The 26,487-nt window shown below is 65.2% G+C and carries 23 protein-coding genes and 2 pseudogenes; 7 read left to right on the top strand and 18 right to left on the bottom strand.

Annotation, left to right across the window (positions count from 1 at the left end; genetic code table 11):
* Positions 1 to 209: 209 nt before the first annotated feature.
* The 6 genes from QJT78_RS34400 to cobS form a co-directional block, all read right to left on the bottom strand.
* The gene (locus QJT78_RS34400) at positions 210 to 1,322 is read right to left on the bottom strand and encodes an NADH:flavin oxidoreductase/NADH oxidase (RefSeq protein ID WP_028149459.1); all 1,113 of its coding nucleotides are present in this window, start codon (positions 1,320 to 1,322) and stop codon (positions 210 to 212) included.
* A gap of 287 nt (positions 1,323 to 1,609) precedes the next feature.
* Positions 1,610 to 2,305: a hypothetical protein gene (locus QJT78_RS34395; protein ID WP_028149460.1), complete on the bottom strand. Its 696-nt coding sequence runs from the start codon at positions 2,303 to 2,305 to the stop codon at positions 1,610 to 1,612.
* Positions 2,306 to 2,336: 31 nt separating this feature from the next.
* Positions 2,337 to 3,407, bottom strand: a complete 1,071-nt coding sequence (locus tag QJT78_RS34390; RefSeq protein ID WP_028149461.1) for an esterase-like activity of phytase family protein — start codon at positions 3,405 to 3,407, stop codon at positions 2,337 to 2,339.
* Positions 3,404 to 5,311, bottom strand: a complete 1,908-nt coding sequence (gene cobT, locus QJT78_RS34385; protein ID WP_014490393.1) for a cobaltochelatase subunit CobT — start codon at positions 5,309 to 5,311, stop codon at positions 3,404 to 3,406. The genes QJT78_RS34390 and cobT overlap by 4 nt, the downstream gene beginning before the upstream one ends.
* On the bottom strand, positions 5,308 to 5,718 hold the full coding sequence (locus QJT78_RS34380; protein WP_028149462.1) for a GNAT family N-acetyltransferase: 411 nt from the start codon (positions 5,716 to 5,718) through the stop codon (positions 5,308 to 5,310). The genes cobT and QJT78_RS34380 overlap by 4 nt, the downstream gene beginning before the upstream one ends.
* A 3-nt stretch (positions 5,719 to 5,721) precedes the next feature.
* A complete protein-coding gene (gene cobS / locus QJT78_RS34375; protein WP_038944812.1) occupies positions 5,722 to 6,720 on the bottom strand; it encodes a cobaltochelatase subunit CobS in 999 nt (332 codons plus the stop codon).
* Between the two features lie 297 nt (positions 6,721 to 7,017).
* On the opposite strand from cobS, the gene QJT78_RS34370 reads away from it, so the two are divergent.
* Entirely contained in the window at positions 7,018 to 7,677 is a 660-nt protein-coding gene (locus tag QJT78_RS34370; protein ID WP_038944811.1) for a DedA family protein, read from the top strand.
* A 195-nt stretch (positions 7,678 to 7,872) separates the two neighbouring features.
* On the opposite strand, the gene QJT78_RS34365 is transcribed toward QJT78_RS34370, so the two are convergent.
* Positions 7,873 to 9,087, bottom strand: a complete 1,215-nt coding sequence (locus tag QJT78_RS34365; protein WP_038944810.1) for a citrate synthase family protein — start codon at positions 9,085 to 9,087, stop codon at positions 7,873 to 7,875.
* A gap of 79 nt (positions 9,088 to 9,166) precedes the next feature.
* On the opposite strand from QJT78_RS34365, the pseudogene QJT78_RS34360 reads away from it, so the two are divergent.
* Positions 9,167 to 10,257 (top strand): annotated as a pseudogene (locus QJT78_RS34360) (citrate synthase/methylcitrate synthase).
* A gap of 240 nt (positions 10,258 to 10,497) precedes the next feature.
* On the opposite strand, the gene QJT78_RS34355 reads toward QJT78_RS34360, so the two are convergent.
* On the bottom strand, positions 10,498 to 11,130 hold the full coding sequence (locus QJT78_RS34355) for a DnaJ domain-containing protein (RefSeq protein ID WP_014490400.1): 633 nt from the start codon (positions 11,128 to 11,130) through the stop codon (positions 10,498 to 10,500).
* A 149-nt stretch (positions 11,131 to 11,279) separates the two neighbouring features.
* On the opposite strand from QJT78_RS34355, the gene QJT78_RS34350 reads away from it, so the two are divergent.
* Positions 11,280 to 11,564, top strand: coding sequence for a BolA family protein (locus tag QJT78_RS34350; RefSeq protein ID WP_080586758.1), 285 nt, complete (start codon positions 11,280 to 11,282; stop codon positions 11,562 to 11,564).
* A gap of 126 nt (positions 11,565 to 11,690) precedes the next feature.
* Here QJT78_RS34350 and QJT78_RS34345 read toward each other — a convergent pair whose 3' ends face one another.
* The 3 genes from QJT78_RS34345 to QJT78_RS34335 are packed head-to-tail and all read right to left on the bottom strand — an operon-like array spanning position 11,691 to position 14,796.
* A complete protein-coding gene (locus QJT78_RS34345) occupies positions 11,691 to 12,995 on the bottom strand; it encodes an HlyC/CorC family transporter (RefSeq protein WP_028149467.1) in 1,305 nt (434 codons plus the stop codon).
* Between the two features lie 29 nt (positions 12,996 to 13,024).
* Positions 13,025 to 14,173 carry a 3-dehydroquinate synthase gene (gene aroB / locus QJT78_RS34340; protein WP_028149468.1) on the bottom strand — a complete coding sequence of 383 codons (1,149 nt, stop codon included), beginning with the start codon at positions 14,171 to 14,173 and terminating at the stop codon, positions 13,025 to 13,027.
* Positions 14,170 to 14,796 (bottom strand): shikimate kinase, encoded by a 627-nt coding sequence (locus QJT78_RS34335; RefSeq protein WP_028149469.1) that lies wholly within the window; start codon positions 14,794 to 14,796, stop codon positions 14,170 to 14,172. Before QJT78_RS34335 ends, aroB begins: the two co-directional genes overlap by 4 nt.
* Before the next feature lie 170 nt (positions 14,797 to 14,966).
* Between QJT78_RS34335 and QJT78_RS34330 the strand changes: the two genes are divergently transcribed.
* The 4 genes from QJT78_RS34330 (at position 14,967) to QJT78_RS34315 (ending at position 19,368) form a co-directional block, all read left to right on the top strand.
* Positions 14,967 to 15,113: a hypothetical protein gene (locus tag QJT78_RS34330; protein ID WP_014439243.1), complete on the top strand. Its 147-nt coding sequence runs from the start codon at positions 14,967 to 14,969 to the stop codon at positions 15,111 to 15,113.
* A gap of 17 nt (positions 15,114 to 15,130) precedes the next feature.
* Positions 15,131 to 16,087: a site-specific tyrosine recombinase XerD gene (xerD, locus tag QJT78_RS34325; RefSeq protein WP_028149470.1), complete on the top strand. Its 957-nt coding sequence runs from the start codon at positions 15,131 to 15,133 to the stop codon at positions 16,085 to 16,087.
* A 273-nt stretch (positions 16,088 to 16,360) separates the two neighbouring features.
* Positions 16,361 to 17,323 (top strand): acetyl-CoA carboxylase carboxyltransferase subunit alpha, encoded by a 963-nt coding sequence (locus QJT78_RS34320; protein ID WP_028149471.1) that lies wholly within the window; start codon positions 16,361 to 16,363, stop codon positions 17,321 to 17,323.
* 485 nt (positions 17,324 to 17,808) lie between these two features.
* Positions 17,809 to 19,368, top strand: coding sequence for a murein L,D-transpeptidase family protein (locus QJT78_RS34315; protein WP_162137025.1), 1,560 nt, complete (start codon positions 17,809 to 17,811; stop codon positions 19,366 to 19,368).
* A gap of 110 nt (positions 19,369 to 19,478) precedes the next feature.
* Here the strand turns inward: QJT78_RS34315 and QJT78_RS34310 are convergent, their stop codons facing one another.
* From QJT78_RS34310 to QJT78_RS34280, 7 genes and pseudogenes are all read right to left on the bottom strand, one after another.
* Positions 19,479 to 20,174, bottom strand: a complete 696-nt coding sequence (locus QJT78_RS34310) for an ABC transporter ATP-binding protein (RefSeq protein ID WP_014490408.1) — start codon at positions 20,172 to 20,174, stop codon at positions 19,479 to 19,481.
* Positions 20,167 to 20,901: an ABC transporter ATP-binding protein gene (locus tag QJT78_RS34305; RefSeq protein WP_028149473.1), complete on the bottom strand. Its 735-nt coding sequence runs from the start codon at positions 20,899 to 20,901 to the stop codon at positions 20,167 to 20,169. The genes QJT78_RS34310 and QJT78_RS34305 overlap by 8 nt, the downstream gene beginning before the upstream one ends.
* Positions 20,888 to 22,033: a branched-chain amino acid ABC transporter permease gene (locus tag QJT78_RS34300; RefSeq protein ID WP_028149474.1), complete on the bottom strand. Its 1,146-nt coding sequence runs from the start codon at positions 22,031 to 22,033 to the stop codon at positions 20,888 to 20,890. Before QJT78_RS34300 ends, QJT78_RS34305 begins: the two co-directional genes overlap by 14 nt.
* Positions 22,034 to 22,039: 6 nt before the next feature.
* Positions 22,040 to 23,257, bottom strand: a complete 1,218-nt coding sequence (locus QJT78_RS34295) for a substrate-binding protein (protein ID WP_028149475.1) — start codon at positions 23,255 to 23,257, stop codon at positions 22,040 to 22,042.
* A 2-nt stretch (positions 23,258 to 23,259) separates the two neighbouring features.
* Positions 23,260 to 24,117, bottom strand: a complete 858-nt coding sequence (locus tag QJT78_RS34290) for a branched-chain amino acid ABC transporter permease (protein WP_028149476.1) — start codon at positions 24,115 to 24,117, stop codon at positions 23,260 to 23,262.
* 96 nt (positions 24,118 to 24,213) lie between these two features.
* The gene (locus QJT78_RS34285) at positions 24,214 to 25,728 is read right to left on the bottom strand and encodes an amidase (protein ID WP_038945085.1); all 1,515 of its coding nucleotides are present in this window, start codon (positions 25,726 to 25,728) and stop codon (positions 24,214 to 24,216) included.
* Positions 25,729 to 25,879: 151 nt separating this feature from the next.
* Positions 25,880 to 26,376: pseudogene (locus tag QJT78_RS34280) on the bottom strand (ABC transporter substrate-binding protein); the annotation flags it as partial.
* Positions 26,377 to 26,487 lie beyond the last annotated feature (111 nt).

The raw sequence follows: 26,487 nt of genomic DNA, 5'->3' as shown, positions 1-26,487 counted from the left end.
CGAAGCGCAGATCCGGGATCCCCGCGCGAGCGCTTGCGCTCGTCGCGAAACCACAGGGAGAAATCTGGCGAAGACTCGAAGTTTAAGTTGTGCAGCGGCAACTCATACCGTGCATCATGGTGAGATCACGCGGTATGGGTCCCTGCGCCCCGTGCGCAATTGCGCACCAGGCAAGGACGACAGTTGTGAGTGCAGTGCCCGCTCGCGCCCTACCTTGCCCCGAACGTGGTCTTGCCGAACAGCGCCTTTTGCGTCGACGGCTGCGAGCGCCAGTATTGCGGCGGGGCTTCGACCTCGCCGCCGAGTTCGGCCGCGGCGTGCCAGCCCCAGCGGGGATCGTAGAGCAGGCTGCGGCCGAGCGCGACCATGTCGGCCTTGCCGGATGCCACGATCTCCTCGGCGTGTTTGGCTTCGGTGATCAGGCCGACGGCGATGGTGGGCAATCCGGTCTCGCGCTTGATGGCCTCGGCAAACTGCACCTGATAGCCGGGGCCGAGCGGGATCTTCTGCAGCGGCGAGACGCCGCCGGAGGAGGCATCGATCCAGTCGACGCCGCGCACCTTCAGCGCGTTTGCGAATTGGATGGTCTGCGCCAGATCCCAGCCGCCCTCGACCCAGTCGGTCGACGACACCCGCATGCCGACCGGCTTGTCGTGCGGAAACACCGCGCGCACCGCGTCGTAGATCTCCAGCGGAAAGCGCATGCGGTTCTCGAGCGAGCCGCCATATTCGTCGGTGCGCCTGTTGGAGATCGGCGACAGGAACTGATGCATGAGATAGCCGTGCGCGCCGTGCAGCTCGATCGCGTCGATGCCGAGCCGGGCAGCGCGCTTGGCGCTGTCGACGAAGGCCTCGCGGATGCGCTTCAGGCCCGCGGCATCGAGCGCCAGCGGCGCGGCCTCGCCCTCCTTGTGCGGCAACGCCGACGGCGCCACCGTCTGCCAGCCGCCTTCACTTTGCGGAATGAGCTGGCCGCCGTCCCAGGGCCGCGCGCTGGAGGCCTTGCGGCCGGCGTGGGCGAGCTGCATCGCGACGGCCGTGGTGGAATGCTTGCGCACGGAGGAAAGGATCTGCTTCAGCGCGGCCTCGCAGGCGTCGCTGTAGAGCCCGAGACAGCCCGGCGTGATGCGCCCGATCGCCTCGACATGGGTCGCCTCGATGCAGAACATCGACGCGCCCGACAGCGCGAGGTTGTTGATGTGGGTGAAGTGCCAGTCGGTGGCGACGCCGTCGTCGGCCGAATACTGGCACATCGGCGACACGACGACGCGGTTCTTCAGCGTCAGGCCGCGCAGCTTGATCGGGGAAAACAGGGCGCTCATGCGGGGAGTTCCGGGGGATGGAGGAATGGAAGCGATTGCATGAAGTTTAGTAGCCCTACGGCGAATTGCCAGCTGCGCGGCGGACATGCCCGCCCGCGGCGCCATGCATTGCGCGCGTCATATGATCACGGGATCGTGCCGCGATCTCCGCAGTCGTCCCTGCGAAAGCAGGGACCCATAACCCCAGGGAGGAGTTTGGCGAAGATTGGTCGTTCAGGATTAGCACCACCCGCAATCGGTAGATCACGCGGTATGGGTCCCTGCGTTCGCAGGGACGACAGCCGGGCCTACTCCAGCTCCTCGAACCTGCCCGGCACGGGCTTGCCCATGCGGATGCTGCCGTCGGGCAACAGCTCGCCGTCGGCTTCGGCCGAGAACTGGATCGTGTTGCCGCCGCCGTCGCGCTTGCTGGCCTTGCCGAGCGGCCCGAGCTTGTCGGCGAGCGCGGTGTCGTCGAGCACGAACACGCGGTACTCGGTGAGGCGAAAGCGGCGCGGCGCCTGCCACGTCAGCGCGGGCACGGATGTGCGCATGTCGCCGTCGGTCTTGATGTCGACGCTGTGGCCGGTCACGTCGCGGAACAGATCCGGCCCGCCGACCAGCCGCGCGCGGCCGCCGTCGATGGCGTAGAGATTCAGCGTGACGATATGGCGCTCGCTGCGGAACGAGACCGCGACGGTGCGCGAGTCCTGCGACCAGGCGGCGTGGAAGGCATCCGGCGCTGAGTCCAGAATGTTGTCGTCGTCGACATTGTCGAGCGTCATCAGCCGGCGATGGCCGGGCTCGGCCATCAGGTAGATGCGAAAACCTTCGCTCCCGGACTCGCCGCCGCCATGAGCTGCGACGGACAGCTTCCCATTCGGCGCACGGCCACCCTGGATGATGGCGTATTCGTTCTTTCCATACCGATGCTCGGCCGTGGCGAAGGCCGGCGAGGATGCAGCGAGCGTGAGGGCAAGGGCGAGGATGGCGCGGCAGGGCATGGCGGTTTGTCGGAGAAGGGCGGGCGGACGTTCACTCCACCAGCGTGAATTGCAGCAGCAGCGTGCGCTGGAGCATTGAGAAATTGTCGTCCGACACCAGCGTCAGCACGGTCTCGCCCTCGGGCGTGACGTGGGCGTCGATGCCTTCCATGTTGTCGACCTCGTGGCCGAGATCGGCGGCGAACAGCGCAGGCCCGTCGACCAGCGCGTTGGGCGCGATGGATTTCAGGGGGATCGACCGGATGCGGATATTGATGCCAGTGAACCAGGAGAATTTGCGTTCGAGGATGAGAAGCTCGCCGGACGGCAGCAGCACGGCATCGCTGATGTCGAATTTTTCGGTGCGGCGGACGCTGAACTGGCCGGGCGACGGACCGCCGATCAGGAACGCGACCAGGTTGCCGTCGGCATCGAGCCCGCGCTCGGAGAAGGCGATCAGGGCGCCTGCCACCGGCTGGCCTTTCGGCACGACGACCATCGCTTCGAGCCCCTTGTTGGAGGGCAGCTTCCGCACGGCGGGCGGCGTCGGCAACACCTCGCCGCGGGCGCGCGTGCCGCCTTTCGCGAAATCGAAGCGCAGGACCTGGTTGACGCGTTCGAGCCCGACATAAACGACATTGCCGTCGCGCGCGAGCGACTCGGTGTCGTACCAGAACCGCTTCTCCGTGATCGGCCGGCCCTCGGAATTGAGCATCGGGGACGCCTCGACATCGTCGAGCCCGATCATCTTGCCGCCGGAATAGCGGATGCTGCCGGTGAACCAGCCGCCCTGGTCGGAGATCGCAAGGAAGCGCTCGCCCTTTGGATCGAGCCGGATGCCGGACAGGCCGCCGAAGCCGCGATAGGGTGAAGTCAGCACCAGGCCGCTGCGATATTGCAGCTGACCGAAGCGCACGCGCGAGCGGTCGCGCGGCTCGAAATTGGGAATCGGCCGCGCGTTCACCTCGACGCTGACAGCCTCGGTAACGGCGTGCTCGATCTGCGCGGCGCGCGGCGGCGCCTCGGTCGTGGGCTGCGCCTGCGCCAGTCGGGAGAGTGCGAGAGTGGAAAATCCCGCCGCCGCGTGGCCAAGAAAGCTGCGGCGGGACGATTGCGTGCTCACGAATGCAATTTGCGCCGCGGGCGACCGGCCTGATGCGTGGGCGCGGTGTTGGTCTCGCTGAACAGCTCGGCGAGCTTCTCGGTGATGGCACCGCCGAGCTCTTCGGCATCCACGATCGTCACCGCGCGGCGATAGTAGCGCGTCACGTCATGGCCGATGCCGATCGCGATCAGCTCGACCGGCGAGCGGGTCTCGATCTCCTCGATGATGTGGCGCAGGTGCCGCTCGAGATAGTTGCCGGGATTGACCGACAGCGTGGAATCGTCGACCGGCGCACCGTCGGAGATCATCATCAGGATCTTGCGCTGCTCCGGCCGGCCGAGCAGGCGCTTGTGCGCCCAGTCCAGCGCCTCGCCGTCGATGTTCTCCTTCAGCAGACCCTCACGCATCATCAGGCCGAGATTCTTCCGCGCGCGGCGCCAGGGGGCATCGGCGGACTTGTAGATGATGTGGCGGAGATCGTTGAGGCGGCCGGGATTTGCCGGCTTGCCGGCGGCAAGCCACGCCTCGCGCGATTGCCCGCCCTTCCAGGCGCGCGTGGTGAAGCCGAGGATCTCGACCTTGACGCCGCAACGCTCCAGCGTGCGCGCCAGGATGTCGGCGCAGGTCGCGGCGACCGTGATCGGGCGGCCGCGCATCGAGCCGGAATTGTCGAGCAGCAGCGTCACCACGGTGTCGCGGAACGTCGCCTCCTTCTCGTGCATGAAGGACAGCGGGTGATAGGGGTCGGTCACCACGCGCGACAGCCGCGCCGGATCCAGAATGCCCTCTTCGAGGTCGAAGTCCCAGGCGCGGTTCTGCTGCGCCATCAAGCGCCTCTGCAGGCGGTTGGCGAGGCGGGCGACGATGCCCTGCAGATGCGCGAGCTGCTTGTCGAGATAGGCGCGCAGGCGCTCCAGCTCGTCATGGTCGCAGAGGTCTTCGGCGGCGATGACCTCGTCGAATTTCGGCGCGAAGGCATGATATTCCGGCCCGCGCGGCTCGTTCTTGCCGTGCGCGTTCGGACGCGTCGCCTCGCCCGGCGTCTCGTCGTCGCCGAGCTCGCCGTCGTCGAACGTGTCGGAGGTCGAGGCCTGCGCACTTTCCATCGCGCTCTCGCTCATCTCCTCGCTGGAGGCCTGCGCCTGGTCGGCGCTCATCTCCTGCGCGGCATCGGAATCGGGCGAGCCTTCGGCGCCGGACTGGTCGTTGTCGCCGTCGCGGTTTTCCTCGTCGTCGTCGTTGTCTTCGCTGTCGGCGCTGCGCTCGTCGCCGAGCTCGAGCGCGGTCAACAGGTCATGCACGGCGTCGCCGAACCTGGTCTGGTCCTCGACCAGGCCATCGAGCCGGTCGAGCCGCTTGCCGATCTTGTCCTCGAGAATGGGCCGCCAGAGATCGACCATCTTCTTCGCCGCCGTGGGCGGCGCCATGCCGGTCAGGCGCTCGCGCACCAGCATCGCCAGCGCATCCGCCAGCGGCGCATCGGCACGGTCGGTGATTTCGTCGAACTTGCCGCGATGGAAATGGTCGTCGAGCATCGCGCTGAGGTTTTTCGCAACGCCCGCCATGCGGCGCGCGCCGATCGCCTCGACGCGGGCCTGCTCGACCGCCTCGAACACGCCGCGCGCCTGCGGATTGCCGGGCATCAGCTTGCGATGCAGCTTTGCATCGTGACAGGCGATCTTGAGCGCGATGGAGTCGGCGTGGCCGCGCACGATCGCAGCGTCACGCTTGGTCATCTTTCGCGCAGGTTCGGGCAAGCGGGCCTTGCCCGGCGCGAGCCCGGGGCGCTCGGCGGCGAAGCTGACCTCGAGCTCGGGCGACTTCGCGATCGCCTTCAGGCAGGAGGCCACCGAGCGCTTGAACGGCTCGGTCGGGGCTTCCTTGGTGTTACGGAATTTGGAGTTGGATGATGATGTGCTCATAGCGACTTCGTAAACGAGTGGCGCGTCACGCCGCCGGGATAGCCCTTGAGGGTGCCGAACTCCTCGTACCCGCAGGAACGATAGAAGCCCGGCGCCTGGAAACTCATCGTGTCGACATGGGCCTGGATCGCGCCCTGCCGTCTTGCCTCGTCCTCGATCGCCGCGATCAGCTTCGTGCCAAGACCCTTGCCGCGCTGCTTCTGGTCGATCCAGAAGTACTGGATGAACAGAACCGTGGCCCAGAGGTGTCCGACGATGCCGCCGACGATCTTGCCGCGGTCTTTCAGCGAGACCGCGATGCTCCTGACCTTCTGCTTCCCGAACTGCTCGTCGTTATAGGCGCCGAGCCCGGCGAGCACAGCCTTCTTGGTGGTCCCAATGGTGCGCTCGACGGTGATGTTTGGCATGGTCTAGCTGAGCGCCACGTTGACCGCCGATTCCGGCAGCTCCGCGTTGAAGCTGCGCTGATAGAACTCGGCGACCAGGGGACGCTCGAGCTCGTCGCACTTGTTGAGGAAGGTGACGCGGAACGCGAAGCCGATATCGCCGAAGATATCGGCGTTCTCGGCCCAGGTGATCACCGTGCGCGGGCTCATCACCGTCGACAGATCGCCATTGGCGAAGGCGTTGCGGGTGAGATCGGCGAGGCGAACCATCTTGTTGACGATGTCGCGGCCCTCCTGGGTGCGATAGTGCTTGGCCTTGGCCAGCACGATCTCCACTTCCTCGTCATGGCTGAGATAGTTCAGCGTGGTGACGATCGACCAGCGGTCCATCTGGCCCTGGTTGATCTGCTGGGTGCCGTGATAGAGGCCCGAGGTGTCGCCGAGGCCGACCGTGTTGGCGGTCGAGAACAGTCGGAACGCCGGGTGCGGCTTGATCACCTTGTTCTGGTCGAGCAGCGTCAGGCGGCCGGAGACCTCCAGCACGCGCTGGATCACGAACATCACGTCGGGCCGGCCGGCGTCGTATTCGTCGAACACCAGCGCGACGTTGTTCTGGAGCGCCCAGGGCAGGATGCCGTCGCGGAATTCGGTGACCTGCTTGCCGTCGCGGACCACGATCGAGTCCTTGCCGACGAGGTCGATACGGCTGATGTGGCTGTCGAGGTTGACGCGCACGCAGGGCCAGTTCAGGCGGGCGGCGACCTGCTCGATATGGGTGGATTTACCGGTGCCGTGATAGCCGGTCACCATCACGCGGCGATTGCGGGCAAAGCCGGCGAGAATGGCGAGCGTGGTGGCGCGATCGAAGCGGTAGTCGGAATCGACTTCGGGCACATGAGGATCGACTTCGGAATAGGCCGGGACTTCGAGATCGCTGTCGATCCCGAACACCTGGCGCACCGACACCTTCATGTCGGGCAGACCGGAAATTTCCTCAACTTTGGACAGAGCGGCGGTCGTCATCAATCCTCCGAGGCCCCGGGCGATCCCGAGACCAGTTATTTGCACGTCGGCTGCGGCTGGGTGCGGTTGCGAACTTATCAGAGACAACGTGCCGGCAGAAGCCCGCGCCCCAATCAAAGTTCCATTGTCTTTTCATTTAGATAGGCAAGGAACGCGATTTTTGGAGGGCTGCCTTGCGAATCACGCTCGAAATTCGGGCGGGAGGCGTGGCCTGCCCATGCGAATGGCACTTTTACCGCGTGCACCTACTTATGTAGGGTCCGAACCCCGGTGCTCCAGCCCCCCGCGAAAGACGACGTGACGTCCTTTCTTGATCCCCTCATCTCCTTCGTTTCGGCCCACGTGTGGCTGGCCTATCTGCCCCTGTTCCTGGCGGCGCTGCTCGAAGCCGTTCCGGTGGTGGGATCGGTGATCCCCGGCTCGACCATCATTCTGGCGCTGAGCGCGCTGGTTCCAGGCGGGGAATTGAAGCTGCAATGGGTGCTGCTGGCGGCGGCAATCGGCGCCGTGCTGGGCGACGGCTCGGCCTACTGGATCGGGCACCGGCGGCAGCGCGAGATCCTCAACACCTGGCCGCTGACCAACTATCCGCGCGTGGTTGCCGAGAGCGAAAGCTTCTTCCACCGCTTCGGCACCTGGGCCGTGTTCTTCGCCCGTTTCGTGCCGCCGATCCGCGCCTTCGTGCCCGTCACCGCCGGCGCGCTGGGGATGACCCCTGCGAAGTTTTATGCCGTGAATATCCCGGCGATCCTGGTCTGGGCTCCCGCGCATGTGCTGCCGGGCGTGCTGGCGGTATCGGCCTTCCACCAATATTTCGGCGTGCCGCACCATGGGCATCCGTTCAAGCACATCTGGATCTTGATGGTGGTGGCCGTGGCGATCGTGGTGGGCGTAGCGGCTTGGATCTACCGCCGGCGGAATGGCAATGGTGTCGCGGAAGCGAAGCCGCGGGCGTAGGAAGCCGCCACACCACAGATGTCGTCCCTGCGAACGCAGGGACCCATAACCCCAGGGAGCGGTTTGGCGAAGACTGGTCGTTCGGTACGCCTGCCGACCACAACCGATAGGTCACGCGGTATGGGTCCCTGCGCCCCGTGCGCAATTGCGCACTAGGCAGGGACGACAGCGGAGAACTGCGCGCTCGCTGAGATTCTAACTGGCTGCTCTCCGTCCCGGCGCCGGCCCCACATACCTTGCCCGCGGGCGGATCAGCTTGCCGAACTGCAATTGCTCGCTGGCGTGCGCGATCCAGCCGACGCTGCGGGCCATCGCGAACAGCGCGAGCTCGCTGCCTAAGGGCAGGCGCAGCGCGTGCACGAGGACGGCGAGCGCATAGTCGATGTTGACGAGCTCGCCGGTCGCCTCGACGATCCGCTCCGGCACTTCGCGCGTGAATTTGCGCGGCGCGCCGGCACGCGCCAGCGTGTTCAGCAGCGACTGCGCGCGGGGATCGCCGCGCTTGTAGACGCCGTGGCCGAAGCCGGCAAAGCGCTCACCCAGGGCGACGCGCTCGCGAACCATCGGGGCGACATCGCGATCGACCAGCGCCTTGACGAGCTGCGAGGCCAGCACGCCGGCGCCGCCATGCTTCGGCCCTTTCAACGCGGCGAGGGCGGCGATGACGGAGTCATAGAGGTTGAGGCCGGTCGATGCCGCGCAGCGCGCAGTGAAGGTCGAGGCGTTCAATTCGTGATCGGCGAGCAGCACCAGAGCGCGGCGGATGAGGTCGGGCGCGTGCTTGTTGTCGGGCGCCCAGGCCTTCGCGATCTGCTGGTGCAGCGGCTCGGATGACGGCTCGGCGTTGAGCATGGTCGCAACCAGGAGCCGGACAATGCGCCCGCCGACCATCGCGCGGCCGTCGGGCGCGCGGGTGAAGGCACGGGCGTCCGCGCTGGTCGCGAGTGCCAGCACTGCGATGGCACGGTCGATCGGCGCGGCGCGGCGCGCGGCCTCTGCGATCGCGCGCATCTCGTCGGAGATCTGGGGCTGATTGTCCGGCGTGAAGGGATCGACCTCGGAGACGTCCCACAGCAGCGTCGCCGTGTGCTCCAGCGTGTCGTTCTCGGCGAGATCGACGCAATTGACGCCGCGGTAGATCGCGCCCTCCTCGGTGATGGTCGAGATCTCCGTGTCCATGACAGGCAGGTCGGCATCGAAGCTGCGCAAGCCGCGCGGCTCCGGCGACGGCACCCGGCGCTCCTTGAGAGCGCGGACGTCCTCGGCCCGATAGCGATTCTTGCGCGAATCCGGCGTCGGCTCGGAGCGGATCAGGCCGCGGCTGACATAGGCGTAGAGTGTGGCCGGCGAGATCGCGAGCTCGGCGGCAGCCTCCCGGGCCGACAGATAGAGTTCCTCGGAATTATTCATATTGATTTATGTAATCAAGATTGATCAATCTGTCGAGAGGCCCGATTTTCTCCTGGTGCAGTGCAAAGGAGATTGGGTCATGAACATCCACCTCACCAAAAGCCAGATCGGGCTGGACGGCGTTCCCGCGGCCGAGACCGTGCTGAGCCATGTCGATGGCGAGCGCGGCGAGCTGATCATCGCCGGCGAGCATGTCGGCACCCTCGCAAGCCAGTCGAGCTTCGAGGGCGTCACCGCCCGGCTCTGGAATGGCGCGAGCAAGACCACGCTGAGCGAAGCCAATGTGCGGGCGAGCCTGGGCGCGGCGCGCGAGCGTGCGTTCGCGCGTTTGCCGGAGCTGTTGCCGGCGACACGCGGCATGGGCATCGTCGACTGGTTCCGCGCGGCGGTCGCGGGCCTGCGCGCGGAGAACGGGCTGGAACATGAGGCGACGATCGTCGGCGCGTTCCCGGTGATCGCAGGCGCGCTGGTCCGTCGTACCAAGGGATTGGAGCCGGTCGCGCCCGATCCGCATGCGAGCCACGCCGCCGATACGCTGCGGATGCTGCGCGGCGCCTCACCGGAGCCGCGTGAGGTCGCGGCGCTGGACGCCTATCTCGTCACGGTCTGCGATCACGGCATGAACGCTTCGACCTTCACGACGCGCGTGGTGGCCTCGACGCAGGCCGACCTATTTGCCGCCGTCACCGCCGGATATTGCGCGCTGACCGGCCCCCTGCACGGCGGCGCGCCGGAGCCGGTGCTGGAAATGCTCGATGCGATCGGCTCCAGCGAACGCATCAAGCCATGGGTCGATGCGGCACTCGCACGGGGCGAGCGGCTGATGGGCTTTGGCCATCGCGTCTATCGCGTGCGCGATCCGCGCGCCGACGTGCTCAAGGCCGCGATCGAGCGGCTTTCGGCTGATGGCGCCGACCTGCCCTTTGCCGGGTCGAGGCCTATATCCGCAGCGCGCTGCGCAAGAAGAATCCGGACCGGCCGCTGGAGACGAACGTGGAGTTCTTCATGGCGATTCTGCTCGATGCTCTCGCCATTCCACGCCAGGCCTTCACGCCGATCTTCGCCGTGGCGCGTGCAGCGGGATGGACCGCCCATGCGCGCGAGCAACAGCGGACGGGGCGGTTGATCCGACCGAGCTCGTCATATGTCGGGGAAATGCCGAAGGCGTAGGGAATGCGTAGCCCGGATGGAGCGGCGGCGGAGCCAATCACCCCGCCGTCGTCCCTGCGAACGCAGGGACCCATACCGCGTGATCTATCGATAGCGGGAGGTGGGAGTACGAGGACCAGTAGCAACTAATCTTCGCCAAACTTCTCCCTGTGGTTATGGGTCCCGGATCTGCGCTTCGCTTGTCCGGGACGACACCGAGGGTGTGGCGCCAAGCGCCCACGCAACTCGCGAGCGTGGCCCTTACGCCTCGCGCACCACGGTCTTCAGATAATTATACGCCTTGATGATCTCGATCAGGCGGTCTTCGGTCGACCGGTCGCCGCCGTTGGCGTCGGGGTGGTGCTGCTTGACCAGCGCCTTGTACTTGCTCTTGACGTCGGCGAGCGTGGAATCGGGGCCGAGGCCCATGACCTGGAGCGCCTTGCGCTCGGCGTTCATCACCTTGCGCGTCTCGGCCTTGGGCTCGGCCTGCGGACCCTTCCGCCAGCCCGCGCGGCCGTTGATCTCACTGAACATGCTGAACGGATCGGACGCCATGTCGATCTCGGCTTCCGCACCCTTCTTGCCGCCATTGGCGCCCATCTTCCAGGTCGGACGGTGGCCGGTCAGCGCATCCTTCTGGTAGCGCGCGACGGCATCGGCATTCATGCCGGAGAAGAAATTGTAGTTCTGGTTGTACTCGCGCACGTGGTTCAAACAGAAGTGCCAGTACTCGCGCTGGTTCTCGCGGCCCTTCGGCGCACGGTGCGCACCCTTGTTCTGACACCCGGCCCATTCGCAGTTGACCACGGCGTCGCGCGGCTTCACTTCCGGCTGCTTGCCTTTCGGCTTGACCCGGATGGAGTCGAAGAACTTTGATGAATCGATCGGCATGACTGACTTTGACTACGCAATGCAAAAACCTTCAAGTCTTGACATTGCAATTAGCTGGGAACCCGCAGCCGAAGTTTCACTCCGGCGTCTTCGAGGTACGGCCGCCGCAGGCGGCCTATGCAATTGACGGAGTGCGGCTGCGCGCTTTAATGGCACTCATGGTTATGAAAGACACTATCAGCAACAAGTTGCGGGAAGCTTTCACGCCGGAAAGCCTGCAGGTCGTCGACGAGTCACATTTGCATGAGGGCCACGCCGGCCATCGACCGAGCGGCGAAACACACTTTCGCGTTTATATTGTGTCTCAGGCCTTCAAAGGGAAGAGCCGGGTCGATCGCCACCGCATGATAAATTCGGCGCTGGCCGCGGAACTTGCCGGCAGCGTGCACGCGCTCGCGATCCACGCGCAGGCGCCGGGGGAAGGCGGAACGTAAGACTCCGCTGTCATGCCCCGCGAAGGCGGGGCATCCAGTACTCCGCGGCGGAAGTTCGTTCACACAATTGCCGACGCGGAGTACTGGATCGCCCGCCCCGGTGCGGGCGATGACACCGACCGTGCGTCAAAACGACGTCCCGGCCCGCCTGGGTTTGGCTTCCTCCATCTCCGCGTCACGCGGCACCGGTGAAATACGGAGCGCGGTGATGCGGTTGCGTTCGCGGCGGAGGACGCGGAAACGGAAACCGTGGAACGTGAAACTCTGGCCGCGGTCGGGGATCGAGCGCGCCTCGTGAATGACGAGGCCGGCGACCGTCGTTGCCTCTTCGTCGGGCAGGTGCCAGTCCATGGCGCGGTTGAGATCGCGGATCGGCACCGAGCCGTCGACCACGACCGATCCGTCCGGCTGGGCACGCACGCCGGCGACCACGACGTCGTGCTCGTCGGAGATGTCGCCGACGATCTCTTCCAAAATGTCTTCCAGCGTCACGAGACCTTCAACCTCGCCGTACTCGTCGACGACGAGGGCGAAATGGGTTTTTCGCCGCCGGAACGCCTTGAGCTGCTCGGAGACCGGGCGCATCTCCGGCACGAACCAGGGCGGCAGCGCGATGGTGGAGACGTCGATGCGCGAGGTATCGCCGTCGGATGCGCGGATTGCGCGCAATAAATCCTTGGCGTGAAGCACGCCGATGATGTTTTCCGGCTTCTCGCGCCACAGCGGAATGCGGGTGTACTCGGTCGCCAGCACCTCGCGCACCAGTTCCTCCGGCGGCAGGTCGGCATTGATCATCATCATCTCGGTGCGATGGATCATGACGTCGGAGACCTGGAGCTCACGCAGGTCGAGCAGGCCGCCGAGCATGTCGCGGTCCTGCTTCTCGACCTTGCCCTCATGGTGCAACAGGTCGACCGCGCCGCGCAGGCGCTCGGTCGGCGACAGGATCGCCTGGTGCTCGCCGGCAAGGCCAAACAGGCGCATCAATACGCGGACGATGACCTCGACGATCCGCAGCAGCGGTCCCAGCACATACATCGTCAGCCGCATCGGGCGGGCGACCGCAAGCGCCATGCGGTCGGGCGCGTTGATCGCGATGGTCTTCGGCAGCACCTCCGCGAAGATCACGACCAGCGCCGTCATCACGCCGGTGGCATAGAGCACGCCGACATCGCCGAACCAGGCCGTGAAGATGCTGGTGGCGAGCGCGGACGCGCTGATATTGGCGATGTTGTTGCCGAGCAGCAGCGCGCCGATCAGGCGCTCGCGCATGTCGAGCAGCTGCGAGACGACATCGGCGTCGTGGTTACCCTGCTTGGAGAGCCGCAGCATGCTGGCGCGCGAGGCGCCGGTCAGCGCGGTCTCGCTCGCGGCGAAGAAGCCCGAGACGAGCAGGCAGAGAATGACGATGGTGAATCCGAGCCAGTCCATGCACCACTCAAAAACCGGTTAGCCGCGCATCAAGCCTTCTGCGCGAGCTTCTCTTTGAGGAAATCGCGCACCGGCGCCGGCTCGACGTCCTTCGCGATCACGGCACGCCCGACCGCCTCCAGCAGGATGAAGGTGAGCTTGCCACGCTTGACCTTCTTGTCCTGCGCCATCAGCGCCATCAGGGCGTCAGCGTCGGCGAGTCCTTCCTGCGTGAAACCGGCGATGTCCTGCAGGCGCGTCGGCAGGCCGGCCTCGATGAGGTGACGCTCGACGCGCGCGGCATCGGCCTCGCCGATCATGCCAAGCTTCGCCGAGAACTGCGCCGCCAGCGTCATGCCGATCGAAACGCCCTCGCCATGGAAGAGGCGATCGGAGAAGCCGGTCGCGGCTTCCAGCGCGTGACCAAAGGTATGGCCGAAATTGAGCAGCGCGCGCTCGCCGGTCTCGCGCTCATCGCGCGAGACGACGCCGGCCTTGGCCCGGCACGAGGTCGCGATCGCGTGCTCGCGGGCCGAACCGCCCTTGAAGATATCGGAATGGTTCTTCTCCAGCCAGGTGAAGAAGGCTTCGTCGCCGAGCACGCCATATTTGGCGACCTCGGCATAGCCGGCGCGGAACTGCCGCGGCGACAGCGTGTCGAGCACGGCGGTGTCGGCAATGACGAGCACCGGCTGGTGGAAGGCGCCGAGCAGATTCTTGCCCTGCGGCGAATTGATGCCGGTCTTGCCGCCGACGGAGGAATCGACCTGCGCCAGCAGCGAGGTCGGCACCTGCACGAAATCGACGCCGCGGCGCAGAATCGCGGCCGCAAAGCCGGCGAGATCGCCGACCACGCCGCCGCCGAGCGCGATGACGAGATCGTTGCGCTCGATCTTCGCGGCGATCAGGGCCTCGCTGACCTTTTCGAGGCCGGCATAGGTTTTGGAGATCTCGCCTTCCTCGACCACGATGCGCGAGGTCGGAATGCCGGCAGAAGCGAGCGACGCTTCGGCCGGCTCGAGCCAGTGTTTTGCGACGGTACGGTCCGTGACGATCGCCGTGCGGACGCCGGGGCGCAAGGCGGCGACGCGCTCGCCGAGCGAGGCCAGCACGCCGCGGCCGATGACGATGTCATAGGCGCGATCGCCGAGTGCGACATCGACGTTGACAGGATCGGAATGTTTCAACGGCGCAGTCATCGTACGGCACTCGCAACGTCGGCAGGTGATTGGGCGGCTTGTTCGCCGCGGAGATGAGCGCGCAGCGTCTCGATGCATTCCTCGACGATCTTGTCGTGCGGCACGTCGCGCGAGGCGATGGTGAGGTCGGCATGGCCATAGATCGGCTCCCGCTCGGTGAGCAGCCGCGTCACGGTTCCTTCGGGGTCGGCGGTCTGGAGCAGCGGGCGGTCGGCGCGGCGGCGCACCCGGCGCATGATGACGTCAGGGTCGGCCTTGAGCCAGATCGAGACCGCCTTGGCCGCGATGCGGTTGCGCGTCTCCTCGCGCATGAAGGCACCGCCGCCGGTCGCCAGCACGATCGGTTCGCCGTCGAGCAGGCGTGCGATCACCCGCGCCTCGCCATCCCGGAAATACGGCTCGCCATGGCGCTCGAAAATCTCCGGTATGGTCATGCCGGCATGAGCGACCTCGATCTCGGTGTCGGCGTCAACGAAGGGCAGCTTGAGCCGGGCCGCCATGCGGCGGCCGATGGTGGATTTGCCCACCCCCATCATGCCGACGAGCACGATCGAGCGCGTCCCGAGCGCCGACAGGATGTCGGCCTCCGGGGCAGCTTGTATCGGCAACGCGGCGTCGGGCATAAATCTCGCTCTGGGTCTCGCTCGATCTGCCGCCGGAGGCGGCATGCTTTGGCCACCTATACGACCCCCTCGGGGCCCTCGCCAGAGGACTCTTGCCACGAAACGGCGAACATGTTGGATGATTTCATTGGTTAATTTGGACACCTGAGACCTTCCCGAGACCTTGCCCGATGCCCAGCCTGTTCCGCTTCCTGACGGTCGTCGCCGTGATCGCCGGCATCGTCTATGGCGTGGTCTTCGCGCTGGCGAACTTCGTGAGCCCGAAGTCGCGGGAAATGACGGTGACGATCCCACCGGATAAATTTCTCAAGAAATAGGAGCTAGCTTCCAGGGCATGCGTGTACAGCCCTCAGACAGCAAGCTCACCGGCCTGTTCCTCGACATGCTCGCGGCGGAACAGGGCGCCGGCCCCAATACGCTCGACGCCTACCGCCGTGACCTCACCGATTTCTCGGAATTTCTGGGCCGCGTCGGGCACAGCTTTGCCGACGCCGAGACGCAGATCCTGCGCGATTATCTCGCCGATCTCGACAGCCGCGGCTTCAAGTCCACCAGCGTCGCGCGGCGGCTGTCGGCGATGCGGCATCTCTACCGCTTTCTCCTGAACGAGCGCATCCGCACCGAGGATCCCGCGGCGATCCTGTCCGGCCCCAAGCGCGGCCGCGGCCTGCCGAAGGTGCTGTCGATCGCGGATGTCGACCGCATGCTCAGCCGCGCCAAGGAATTGAGCGAGGCCGAGGATGCCTCGCCCTCGAAACGGCTGCGCGCGTTGCGGCTCTATTGCCTGCTCGAAGTGCTCTACGCCACGGGCCTGCGCGTCTCCGAGCTGGTGGCGCTGCCGCGCTCCGCGGCCAAACGCGACGCCCGCATGATCGTGGTGCGCGGCAAGGGCAACAAGGAACGCCTGGTGCCGCTCAACGAGGCCTCACGGCAGGCGATGGCCGATTATCTCGCGGCGACGGAAGCGGCAAAAGCCGACAAGAAGAACAGCGTGGCCGCCTCGAAATGGCTATTCCCATCGTTCGGCGAGAGCGGGCATCTGACGCGGCAGCATTTTGCCCGCGACCTGAAAGAGCTTGCGGTCGCCTCGGGGCTGCAGGCCCGGCTGGTCTCCCCGCACGTGCTGCGCCACGCCTTTGCCAGCCACCTCCTGCACAACGGCGCGGATCTGCGCATCGTACAGACCCTGCTCGGCCACACCGACATCTCCACGACCCAGATCTATACCCATGTGGTCGAGGAGCGCCTGAAGAGCCTGGTGCGCGACCTGCACCCGCTGGCGGAGAAATAGTTCTCTTGTAGCCCGGATGGAGCGCAGCGAAATCCGGGGCCGCCCGCATCGCGGAAAGACCTTCCCGGATTGCGCTTCGCTCCATCCGGGCTACAGGCAATCCATGAAACCGCCTTGACTTCGGCCACATCTCCGCAGAAAGAGCCGTGGCCTCACGCATGATTTGGCGGGCTGCTTCCAAGCATACAAGCCAACTCATTGAAGAAGCTACATTTCTTTCCGCCGACCCAAAGCCGCTTCGACGCCCCGCCCCGTCCTCGCTATATTGAGTTGATGCCAGATCACATGCGCAGCTATCTCGACTTCGAAAAGCCGGTCGCCGAGCTCGACTCCAAGGTCGACGAGCTGCGGACGCTTGCGGCCTCGGGCACCGATATCTCCGAGGAGATCGGGAAGATCGAGGACAAGGCGGCGCAGGCGCTGGCCGATCTCTATCTGAACCTGACGCCGTGGCAGAAGACGCTGGTCGCGCGGCATCCGCAGCGGCCGCATTTCAACGATTTCATCAAGGGCCTGATCACCGAATTCACGCCGCTCGCGGGCGATCGCAAGTTCGGCGAGGACGAGGCGCTGGTTGCCGGCTTCGGCCGCTTCCGCGGTGAGGCCATCTGCGTGATGGGTCAGGAAAAAGGCGATTCCACCGAGAGCCGCATCCGGCACAATTTCGGCATGGCGCGGCCCGAGGGCTATCGCAAATGCGTGCGGCTGATGGAGATGGCCGAGCGGTTCGGCCTGCCCGTGCTGTCGCTCGCCGATTCCGCCGGCGCCTATCCCGGCATCGGCGCCGAGGAACGCGGCCAGGCCGAGGCGATCGCGCGCTCGACCGATGCCTGCATGGCGCTGACCGTGCCCAACGTCGCCATCATCACCGGCGAGGGCATGTCGGGCGGCGCCATCGCCATCACCACCGCCAACAAAGTCTTGATGCTCGAGCACGCGATCTACAGCGTGATCTCGCCCGAGGCCGCCTCCTCGATCCTGTGGCGCGACGGCTCCAAAGCGCAGGAAGCCGCCAACAACATGAAGATCACTGCGCAGGACATGCTGCGCTTCGGGGTGATCGACAGCATCCTGAAGGAGCCGGTCGGCGGCGCCCACCGCGACCCCGCCGCCATGATCGCCACCACGGGCGATGCCATTGCCAAGGCCTTTGACGAGCTCCGCGGCCTGGACGGCGACGCCATCCGCAAGCAGCGGCGGCAGAAATTCCTCGATATCGGCCGGAAACTGGGCTGATTCGGCCGTTTTGGGTGCCGTAGCGTGGGCGAAGCGACTTGTCCGCCGTAGCTCGAAGAGCGAAGGCGGAAGCATGCCCACCATTCCACACAGTACGGAGAGCGAGATGGTGGGCACGGCACTTTGCGCCTTTGCCCACCCTACGAGACCTTTCCGACGGCCGCGACCGCCCCGGTAACTCCCCGTTAACCCTTTTTTTGCCCAAATCGGCGATCTCTGTGCGGATTGGGCCGGTAAGCCCAAGTACGGCCCAAAGTCGCGTCCATTTAGTCTTCGTTGACCATGCCACTGGGCCAACGGGCTCGTGATCCCCGCTCGGGTTGCGACCACATGACCCAGAGGTTAGAATTTTAATCAATGGCTTCAGGGCACAAGCGCTGGAGCATGGTTCGAAAAAGCCCGTCACGACGGGTCCGGATCTCCGGTCGGATCATGCTTCGAGATTGGGGTTCGCGCTCTCTGCCCGGCACGGTGTGGGGTCCATCTTGATTTCTCGTTCGCTTGCTCGCGCGCTTTTGGCTTCGGTTGCGCTGCTGACGGCCAGTGTTCTGCTGGCCGGCTGCGACACCGACCAGGTCTCGCTCGCGACCAACGCCAAAGCCAACCAGCCGGTGCCGCCGAAGCTTCTCGCCGCGATGGTCGAGAAGAACATGGACCTGCAATCGCCGATCCTGGTCCGCCTGTTCAAGCAGGAGGCCGAGCTCGAGGTCTGGAAGCAGGCCCGCAACGGCCAGTTCGCGCTGCTCAAGACCTATCCGATCTGCCGCTGGTCGGGCGACCTCGGCCCGAAGGTGCGCGAAGGCGACCGCCAGGCGCCGGAAGGATTCTACTCGATCAATCCGGGCCAGATGAATCCGCAGTCGGCCTATTACCTGTCGTTCAACACGGGTTATCCGAACGCCTTCGACAAGGCGCTCGGCCGCAGCGGCTCGCAGCTGATGGTCCACGGCGATTGTTCGTCGCGCGGCTGCTACGCGATGACGGACGAGCAGATCGCGGAGATCTATTCGCTTGGCCGGGAGTCGTTCTTCGGCGGCCAGAAGGCGTTCCAGCTGCAGGCCTATCCGTTCAAGATGACGCCGGTGAACATGGCCAAGCACCGGAACAACCCGAACATGCCGTTCTGGAAAATGATCAAGGAAGGCTATGATCATTTCGAGGTGACGCGGCAGGAGCCGAAGGTCGATTTCTGCGAGAAGAAGTACGTCTTCGACGCGACGAAAGCGCCCGACGCCAAGCGCGATCCGGTGTTCGACGCCTCCGCGAAGTGCCCGGCCTACGTGATCCCCGAGGACATCGCCAGCGCCGTGCGCGATAAGGATGCGCGCGACCAGGCCGAGTACAACAAGCTCGTCGCCAAGGGCACGCCGATGGCGCGCATGAACACCGGCATCGACGGCGGCATGAACAAGATTTTTGCCTCGAAGATTCCGGAGGGATCGACCGGACTGTCGGAGAATGCCGAAGGCTCGACCCTGGAGATGCTGGCGATGGCGAAGGCGCCGGGCACGATCCCCGGACACGTCAATCCGCCTAGGCCCAATCTCGATGCGGTCGCCGCCGCTCCCGCGAACCAGGAGCCGGTCGTCGCCGTCAGCGCGCCCGCCGCCACCACCCGCGTCGCCGCAGCCGCGCCGGCCAGCGAGAAATCCCAAGAGAAATCGTCAGGCGGCTTCTTCTCCAACCTCGGCCGCAAGATGGGCCTCGGCACCGCCGACACGACGGCGACCACGCCGCCGCCGCAAGCGACCGCGTCCGTGGCCCCGACCGCTGCTCCAGCAACGCCGCCCACCGCGACGTCGAGGCTGAAGGCCGCGGTGACGAGGTTCGTGCCCAGCCGCGACACGTCCAAGGACGCACCGAAGCCAGCCGTCGCCGCCGCCAAGCCCGCCGAACCGGTGAAGCCGGACACGCGCCTCGCCGCAACGCGTCCGGCGCTGAAGCCGTCGGTGTCGGATGGCGCGAGTGAAGCGACGCAGATCATGGGCGCCGCGCCGGTGGTGTCGTCGAACTCGTTCGACAGCCGCTTCGGGGCGGTGAAGTAAGGGGCGGCGCTCCGCTTAATCTCTTCGATCCGCCTCAGCCTGACGCCGTCATTCCCCTCGATGAGGTACGGTGAGAGCGCTGCGCCTCACTCAAAGACGGGCAGCGCGACCTACGGCGCCAAATACCGCATCAGCTCCGGATTGCCGCGCACATCATTCGCCTGCCCCTGCAGCGCGACCCTGCCGCGGTCCAGCACATAGGCGTAATCGGCGACGCGCAGCGCGAGGTCGAGGTGCTGCTCGACGATGATGACGGCGATGCTCTTCGCGAGCTCGATCAGACGCTCGGTGATCTCCTCGATCACGCCGATCCAGACGCCTTCGGTCGGCTCGTCCAGCAACAACAGCTTCGGATCGCCCAGCATCGCGCGGCCGATGGCGAGCATCTTGCGCTCGCCGCCGGAGAGGGTGCCGGCGGGCTGGTCGAGGCGCTGGCCGAGTTTCGGGAAGATGGTCAGCACATGGTCGACCGCGTCGGCCTTCTTGCTGGCGAGCGAGCCGACCGCGAGATTGTCGCGCACCGACAAGCGCGCGAACACCGAATGCTCCTGCGGGACGTAGCCGATGCCGGCGCGCACGCGCTCCTGGGTCGCGCGGCGGCTGATGTCGCGTCCATCGAACGCGACCTCGCCCTTCCATGCCGGTAGCTCGCCGACGATGGTCTTCATCAGCGTGGTCTTGCCGGCGCCGTTACGGCCGAGCACGGCGACGCCGCCGCGCCAGGGAATGCCGAGGGTGACGTCGAACAGGACCTGGCTGCGGCCATAGCCCGCGTCGAGATGCTTGATGTCCAAAAATTCAGGCACGGCGCAGATAGATCTCCTGAACGGATTTATTGGCCTGGATCTCCGACACGGTGCCTGATGCCAGCACCTTGCCCTGGTCGAGCACGGTCAATCGATCGCAGATGTCGCGGATGAAATCGAGGTCGTGCTCGACGATGACGAGCGAGCAATGTTTCTTGATCGGCTGAAGCAGTTCACCGGTGACGCGGCGCTCCTCCAGGCTCATGCCGCCGGTCGGCTCGTCCAGCAGCAGCAGCTTCGGCTTGCCCGCGAGCGCCATCGCGATCTCCAGCCATTGCTGCTGGCCGTGCGACAGCGCCGCCGCCGCGTCGAAGGCACGATCGGCGAGGCGGAACTGCGTCAGCATGGTCATGACCTGGTCGTGCAGCGCGCCCCGCGTGCGCGAGAATACGAGATCGAACAGCGAAGACTGCGCCTGCAGCGCGAGCAAGATGTTGTCGTAGAGCGTCAGCGTCGGCAGCACGCTGGTGATCTGGAATTTCAGGCTCATGCCGGCCCGGGCCCGTTCGGTCGGCGTGAACGCGGTGATGTCGGTGTTGATGAAACTTACTTTGCCTTGCGTCGGCACTTCGGCCCCCGCAATGCACTTCATCAGCGTGCTCTTGCCGGAGCCGTTCGGTCCGATCAGGCCGTGAAACTCGTTCTCGCCGACGGTGAGCGCGGCGCCGTCGAGCGCAGTGAGCTTGCCAAAAATCTTTTTGATGCCGGCAGCTTCAAGGAGCGGCATTGCGCTTCTCCTTCTCAGTCTGCTTCTCAGTCTGCTTCTCAGTCTCCTTCTCAGTCTCCTTGGGCTTGGCACCAAAGCTGCCGACCCGTTCGCGTTCGCCGAGCACAAAACTGATCAGGCCAAGCGGCCGGAACAGGATCACGAGCAGCAGCAGCAGACCGAGGATGATCGGCCAGATTTCGCGATAATTGTCGGAGAGCCAGAAGCTGACGCCCTCGACGATCACGGTGCCGATGACGGCGCCGATCAACGTGCCGGAGCCGCCGAACAGCACATAGAGCACCACCTGCGTCGAGACCACGACGCCGACCATGTTGGGCCAGACGAAACCTTCGTGGAAGGCATAAAGGCTGCCGGCAAGACCTGCGATGGCGCCGCCGATCGCGAAGATGATCGCCTTGAGATGCTGCGCCTTGTAACCGAAGAAAGCGATGCGCTGCTCGTTCTCGCGCAGGCCTGCGAGCGCCAGCCCGAATTGCGAGCGCACCAGGAAGCGGCAGAGCAGATAGACGACGACGAGGATGCCGAGCACGAGATAGTAGAAAGACGGGCCTTCAGTAAACTCGTAGCCGCCGAGCGACATCGGCGCGATCGAGGGGATGCCGTTCTGGCCGCCGAGATAGTACCAGCCGCGCGCGAGGCGATCGGCGGCGTAGGAGCCGGTCAGCGTGCCCAGCGACACGAAGATGACGCTGGAGGGATGCCGTCCGAGCAGCAGGAAGCCGCCGAGCAGCAGCGCGAAGGTGAGGCCGATCAGCGTTCCCGCCGGCAGCACGAGGAGGATGTTGGTGATGTCGAGGTCGCGCGCGAGCAGCGCGACGCCATAGCCGGCCGAGCCGAAGAACAGGGCCTGGCCGAAGCTCATGATGCCGGCATAGCCCCAGACCAGATCGAACGACAGCGCGAACAGCGCGAGGATGATGACGCGGGTCGCGAACACCGTGAGGTAGTCCTGCAGCACCAGCGGCGCGAGCAGCGCCGCGACGAGCACGACGCCCTCCACGATCGGCAGGACCTTTCGTCCTGCCTTGGCCTGTTTCTTGGCCCGTCCCGCTGCCACGCGTTCAGCCATCCCATCGTCCGCTTCGTCGCCGGCGATGGCTTCTCTTACCACACTCATCGACTTAGGCATTCCGCCTCAGCATTCCTTGGGATCGACGAGCCCGTCGCTGCGTCCGACGATCTCGTAGTTCCCACCCTTGGCGACCGCGGTGTACATCTTCATCTTGCAGTGCCGCTTGCCCGGCACCATCTCGGCCGGTCCGCCCGGGCCTTCGGCGATCTTGGCGTGATCGAGCGCGGCGGCAACCGAGTCGCGATCGACCTTGCCGGCCTCCTTCACGGCGGCTTCCCACAGCTTGAGGCCGCGATAGGTGCCGGTCGCGGCACTGCCGGCCGCGAACAGGAAGTTGCCCGGAAAGTCCTTCTCATAAGCCGCCTGGATTTTTGCGTCGAACGGGTTCTCCTTGGTCAGCACCTTGAAATAGTCGAGACAGCTTGCGAGCCCCTCGATCTCGGCGGCCTGGTTGATGTTGAGCGTGTTCTCGTCATAGTAGACGCAGGCCAGGCGCCCGCCGTTCTTGAGGAAGCCCGCTTCATAGAGCTGCTTGAAGAACGGGCCGACGCCCGGCGGAATGACGGTGTTGAAGACCACGTCGACCTTGTTGGAGACGATCCGGTTGACGGTCGCGGAGAAATCGACCTGGTCGAGCGGGTAATATTCCTCGAACACGACCTCGCCGCCGTTCTGCTCGATCACCTTGCGGGCGTAGACGTTGAGCGTGTGCGGCCAGACATAGTTGGCGCTTGGCAGCGCGAACTTCTTGCCGCCGTTCTTGATCAGCCAGGGGATGAACTCGTCACACTGCTGCGCCGGCGTCGGCCCGGTGCAGAACAGGTAGGGCGTGCACTCCTTGCCTTCGTAGAGCTGCGGATAGATGTAGAGCGTCTTGCCGCGCGCCACGATCGGGTCCTTGATCGCGTTGCGCATCGACGAGGTGATGCCACCCAGCACCATGTCGACCTTGTCGCGCTGGATCAGTTTTCGGACGTTGCCGACGGCGACGGATTCGTTCGAGGCAGTGTCTTCGATATACAGCTCTAGCGGACGGCCGAGCAGACCACCGGCCGTGTTGATCTCCTTGATCACCATCTTGGCGACATTGGCGTCGGCATTGCCGGCATAGGCGATCGGGCCGGTGAGATCGGTCGCGATGCCGACCTTGATCGGGCCTTCCGCCGCGTTCGCCCACGGCGCCGGGATCACCCAGCTTCCGACGCCGGTCGCAACTGCGCCGGTGGTAAAGGCAAGATTGGAGAGGAAGCGGCGACGCGAAAGCTGAGTACGATCGAACATGACTAAACCCCTTTTCCAGCGATTAGGCCCTGTGGCCGAAATTTGATGAAGACAATGGCGAGCACGAAGACGAGGACGTCGGCGACGACGGGCGCCATCACCCATGGCAGCGCGGCGCTGAGGGTGCCGATGACGCCGGCGCCCGCCACCGGTCCGATGAAGGAGCCGACGCCGCCGACCATCACCGCGACAAAACCCTGGATCAAGAAGCGCAGGCCGAGATCGGCGTACAGGCTGAACACCGGTACGATCAGCGCACCGGCAAGGCCGGCGAGCGCGGAGCCGAACGCAAACGTCGCGCCGTACATCAGGGGCGTGGAAATCCCTGAGGCCCGCGCCAGGGAGGGATTTTCCAGCGTGGCGCGCATGCGCAGGCCAAAACTCGTGCGCGACAGCAGGAGGTAACAGCCCGCCATCACCAGAAGCGTGATGATGATGATGGTGAAGCGCCAGGCCGAGATATGCATGGCGCCGATATCGATCGAGCCGCCGATCGGCTCGGGCACGGTCAGATAGAAGCCACCGATCAGGCCGCGCACGGATTCGCGGATGATCAGGCCGAGCGCATAGGTGCCGAGCATTGCCACGATCGGCGCGGCGTAGAAGCGGCGGATGATCAGCGCCTCCAGCACGAAGCCGAGCGCACCAACCACAAAGGGCGCCGCGACCATGCCGGCCCAGATCGGCAGGCCCTTGGCGTAGGCGAGATAGGTGATGTAGGCCCCGAGCAGGACGAACTCTCCTTGGGCGAAGTTGAAGATGCCCATCATGCTGGCGATGATCCCGAGCCCCAGCACGATCAGGACGATGATCGCGCCGAAGCTCAGGATCTCGAACGCCGCGACGAACGCGTTAGCCATGCGCTGGATTCTTGTTTTGACGCGTTTTCTTGACGCGAACCGGCACCCACTTCGCTCGAAAACGCTCTGCTCCGTCCGTCTGCATCAATCCCTCGCTCACATCTTCTTCCAGTCGCCGATCTGCTCGAAGGCATGGGCGGCGCGGTAGATGGTGGATTCCTCGAACATGCGGCCGACCAGCATCAGGCCGACGGGCAGGCCGTCGACCATCCCGCAGGGCAGCGACATCGCGGGATGATGGGTGATGTCGAACGGCGCGGTGTTGGAGATCATCTCGAGCGCGCGGGCGACGTAGTCTTCGCGGCTGGCGGTGGGCTCCGGCAGCTTCGTCGCCTTCATTGGCGTGGTCGGCAGCAGCAGCAGGTCGTATTCGCCGAACGCCTTGTCATAGGCCGCGGTCAGGCGACGCGAGATGTTGAGGGCCTTGCCGTAATAGCGGGGACCGAAGCTGTTGTTGATGTAGGTCCCGAGCATCAGGAACAGTTTTGTCGTCTCCGACAGCGAATCCGCCTGCCGGCGCCAGCCACGATGGAAGTCCATCAGCGAGGTCGAGTAGAGATCGGAGCGGCTCAGACCATAGCCATCGCCATACATCATGGTCTGGGTCATGCCCTCGGTGCCGATCGGCGTCCAGATCGCCGGACCGACCATGTGCATGGGGATCGACACAGTCTCGACCGTCGCGCCCAGATCCTTGAATCGCTTTGCGGCCTCGCGGACGCTTTCATTGACGGCGGCTTCCGCGGTCGGCTGCTCAAAACCTTCCTTGAGGATGCCGATCTTCATGCCCTTGACGCCCTGGCCGAGCGCCTTGGTGTACTCCTCGACCTTCGGCGCCTTGATGCGGGGATCGTAGCCGTCGTCGCCGGCGAGCACTTCGAGCAGCAGCGCATTGTCGGCGACGGTCGCGGTCATCGGACCGGTGTGATCGACGAAGATCTCGATCGGCATGATGCCCGTGTAGGGGACGAGGCCCCAAGTCGGCTTCATGCCGTAGGTGCCGCAGAACGAAGACGGCATGCGGATCGAGCCGCCCTGATCGCCGCCGATCGCCATGTCGACCTCGCCGAGCGCGACCACGACGCCACTGCCCGAGGACGAGCCGCCGGCCGAATAGCCCATCTTGTGCGGATTATGCACGGCACCGACCGCGCCGGTGTGGCTGCCGCCGGACATGCAGAAGGATTCGCAATGCACCTTGCCGGCGATCTCGGCGCCGGCATCGAGCATGCGCGTGACGATGGTGGCGTCGAAATCGGGGACATAGCCTTCGAGCGTCGCTGAGCCGTTCATCATGGGCACGCCGGCCAGCATGATGTTGTCCTTCAGCGCGACGGTCTTGCCCTTGAGCTTGCCGCTCGCCGCGCCTTTTACGGTCGACTTGCGGTACCAGGCGTTGCGCGGGTTCTCCTCGGGCGAGGGCCGGTAGCCCGGCGTGCGGGGATATTTGACCTCCGGCACTTCGTCCGGCATCGCGCCGACGAGATTGTAGGCCTCGATCGAGCCCTGCATCAGGCCGCGGAACGAGGCGACATCGGCATCGGTCAGCGAAAGGCCGCACTGCTTGGCGACGTCGAGAAGTTGGGCAGGCGTGGGAAGGACAACTGTCACGGCGCTCTCCTGAAGTTTCTTGGTACGGTCCCTGCGTGCGGCCGCGATTGGCGCGACACGCGCAGCGGCCCTGCTGAAACATTCAAAGCGGAAATATTTTCCTTTTCAAGTATTATTTTAAACTGGGGCTGTCCGGATTGCCGCAGCAGGCTCAGACCGGCTTGATCAGCTTGAAGTCGAGACCGTCGGCCTCGGCGAGATACATCTGCATGCGGGCGTGGCCGTTGCGAACGACGACCGGGCCGCGCGCGCCGCCGTAAACGATGTTGCGGCCCGCCGCGAGCATGGGCGCCATCGACAGCGAACCTGCCTTTTTTGCCACGGCTTCGAGGAAACGCAGGCCTTCATAACTGGACTGGCCGAGCGAGCCGATCGGCGGGGCGTTCGGTCCGAACATGGCACGATAGCGGATCTGGAAGTCGTCATTGGCCCGCGAGCCGATACCGGAGAAATAGCCGGATGCGCAGAACATGTTCTCGCTGTTGTCGGCGCCGATGCCGAGCAGCACGGTCTCGTCCATGGCCCCCGCCAGCCGCAGCGTCGTGGCGCCGAGGCCGCATTCGCCGAAAGCACGATTGAAGGTGACGCTGTCGGTGCCGATCGCGAGATCAGCACGACATCGGGCCGCGCGGCACGGATGCGCGCCAAATCCCCGCGGGTCACTTCAAATTCCTCCGGGTGTGGTCAGTCAAATTCCTCCACCCGCGAGGCAGGACAAGGGACTGTTAGTTTGAGTTTGTTTCCCGGGCAAGAGCTTCA

This window comes from Bradyrhizobium sp. Mp27 (assembly GCF_029953005.1).
Classification (GTDB): Bacteria; Pseudomonadota; Alphaproteobacteria; order Rhizobiales; family Xanthobacteraceae; genus Bradyrhizobium; species Bradyrhizobium barranii.
Note: the sequence above shows the minus strand (reverse complement) of the source record. Positions and strands in the feature narration are given on the sequence as shown.

Bases quoted from the DNA above. Each gene is read 5' to 3' on its own strand.
- QJT78_RS34400 (WP_028149459.1), bottom strand. From the start codon at position 1,322: ATGAGCGCCCTGTTTTCCCCGATCAAGCTGCGCGGCCTGACGCTGAAG.
- QJT78_RS34395 (WP_028149460.1), bottom strand. From the start codon at position 2,305: ATGCCCTGCCGCGCCATCCTCGCCCTTGCCCTCACGCTCGCTGCATCC.
- cobT (WP_014490393.1), bottom strand. From the start codon at position 5,311: ATGAGCACATCATCATCCAACTCCAAATTCCGTAACACCAAGGAAGCC.
- QJT78_RS34380 (WP_028149462.1), bottom strand. From the start codon at position 5,718: ATGCCAAACATCACCGTCGAGCGCACCATTGGGACCACCAAGAAGGCT.
- cobS (WP_038944812.1), bottom strand. From the start codon at position 6,720: ATGACGACCGCCGCTCTGTCCAAAGTTGAGGAAATTTCCGGTCTGCCC.
- QJT78_RS34365 (WP_038944810.1), bottom strand. From the start codon at position 9,087: ATGAATAATTCCGAGGAACTCTATCTGTCGGCCCGGGAGGCTGCCGCC.
- QJT78_RS34355 (WP_014490400.1), bottom strand. From the start codon at position 11,130: ATGCCGATCGATTCATCAAAGTTCTTCGACTCCATCCGGGTCAAGCCG.
- QJT78_RS34350 (WP_080586758.1), top strand. From the start codon at position 11,280: ATGGCACTCATGGTTATGAAAGACACTATCAGCAACAAGTTGCGGGAA.
- QJT78_RS34345 (WP_028149467.1), bottom strand. From the start codon at position 12,995: ATGGACTGGCTCGGATTCACCATCGTCATTCTCTGCCTGCTCGTCTCG.
- aroB (WP_028149468.1), bottom strand. From the start codon at position 14,173: ATGACTGCGCCGTTGAAACATTCCGATCCTGTCAACGTCGATGTCGCA.
- QJT78_RS34335 (WP_028149469.1), bottom strand. From the start codon at position 14,796: ATGCCCGACGCCGCGTTGCCGATACAAGCTGCCCCGGAGGCCGACATC.
- QJT78_RS34330 (WP_014439243.1), top strand. From the start codon at position 14,967: ATGCCCAGCCTGTTCCGCTTCCTGACGGTCGTCGCCGTGATCGCCGGC.
- xerD (WP_028149470.1), top strand. From the start codon at position 15,131: ATGCGTGTACAGCCCTCAGACAGCAAGCTCACCGGCCTGTTCCTCGAC.
- QJT78_RS34320 (WP_028149471.1), top strand. From the start codon at position 16,361: ATGCCAGATCACATGCGCAGCTATCTCGACTTCGAAAAGCCGGTCGCC.
- QJT78_RS34305 (WP_028149473.1), bottom strand. From the start codon at position 20,901: ATGCCGCTCCTTGAAGCTGCCGGCATCAAAAAGATTTTTGGCAAGCTC.
- QJT78_RS34300 (WP_028149474.1), bottom strand. From the start codon at position 22,033: ATGCCTAAGTCGATGAGTGTGGTAAGAGAAGCCATCGCCGGCGACGAA.
- QJT78_RS34295 (WP_028149475.1), bottom strand. From the start codon at position 23,257: ATGTTCGATCGTACTCAGCTTTCGCGTCGCCGCTTCCTCTCCAATCTT.
- QJT78_RS34290 (WP_028149476.1), bottom strand. From the start codon at position 24,117: ATGGCTAACGCGTTCGTCGCGGCGTTCGAGATCCTGAGCTTCGGCGCG.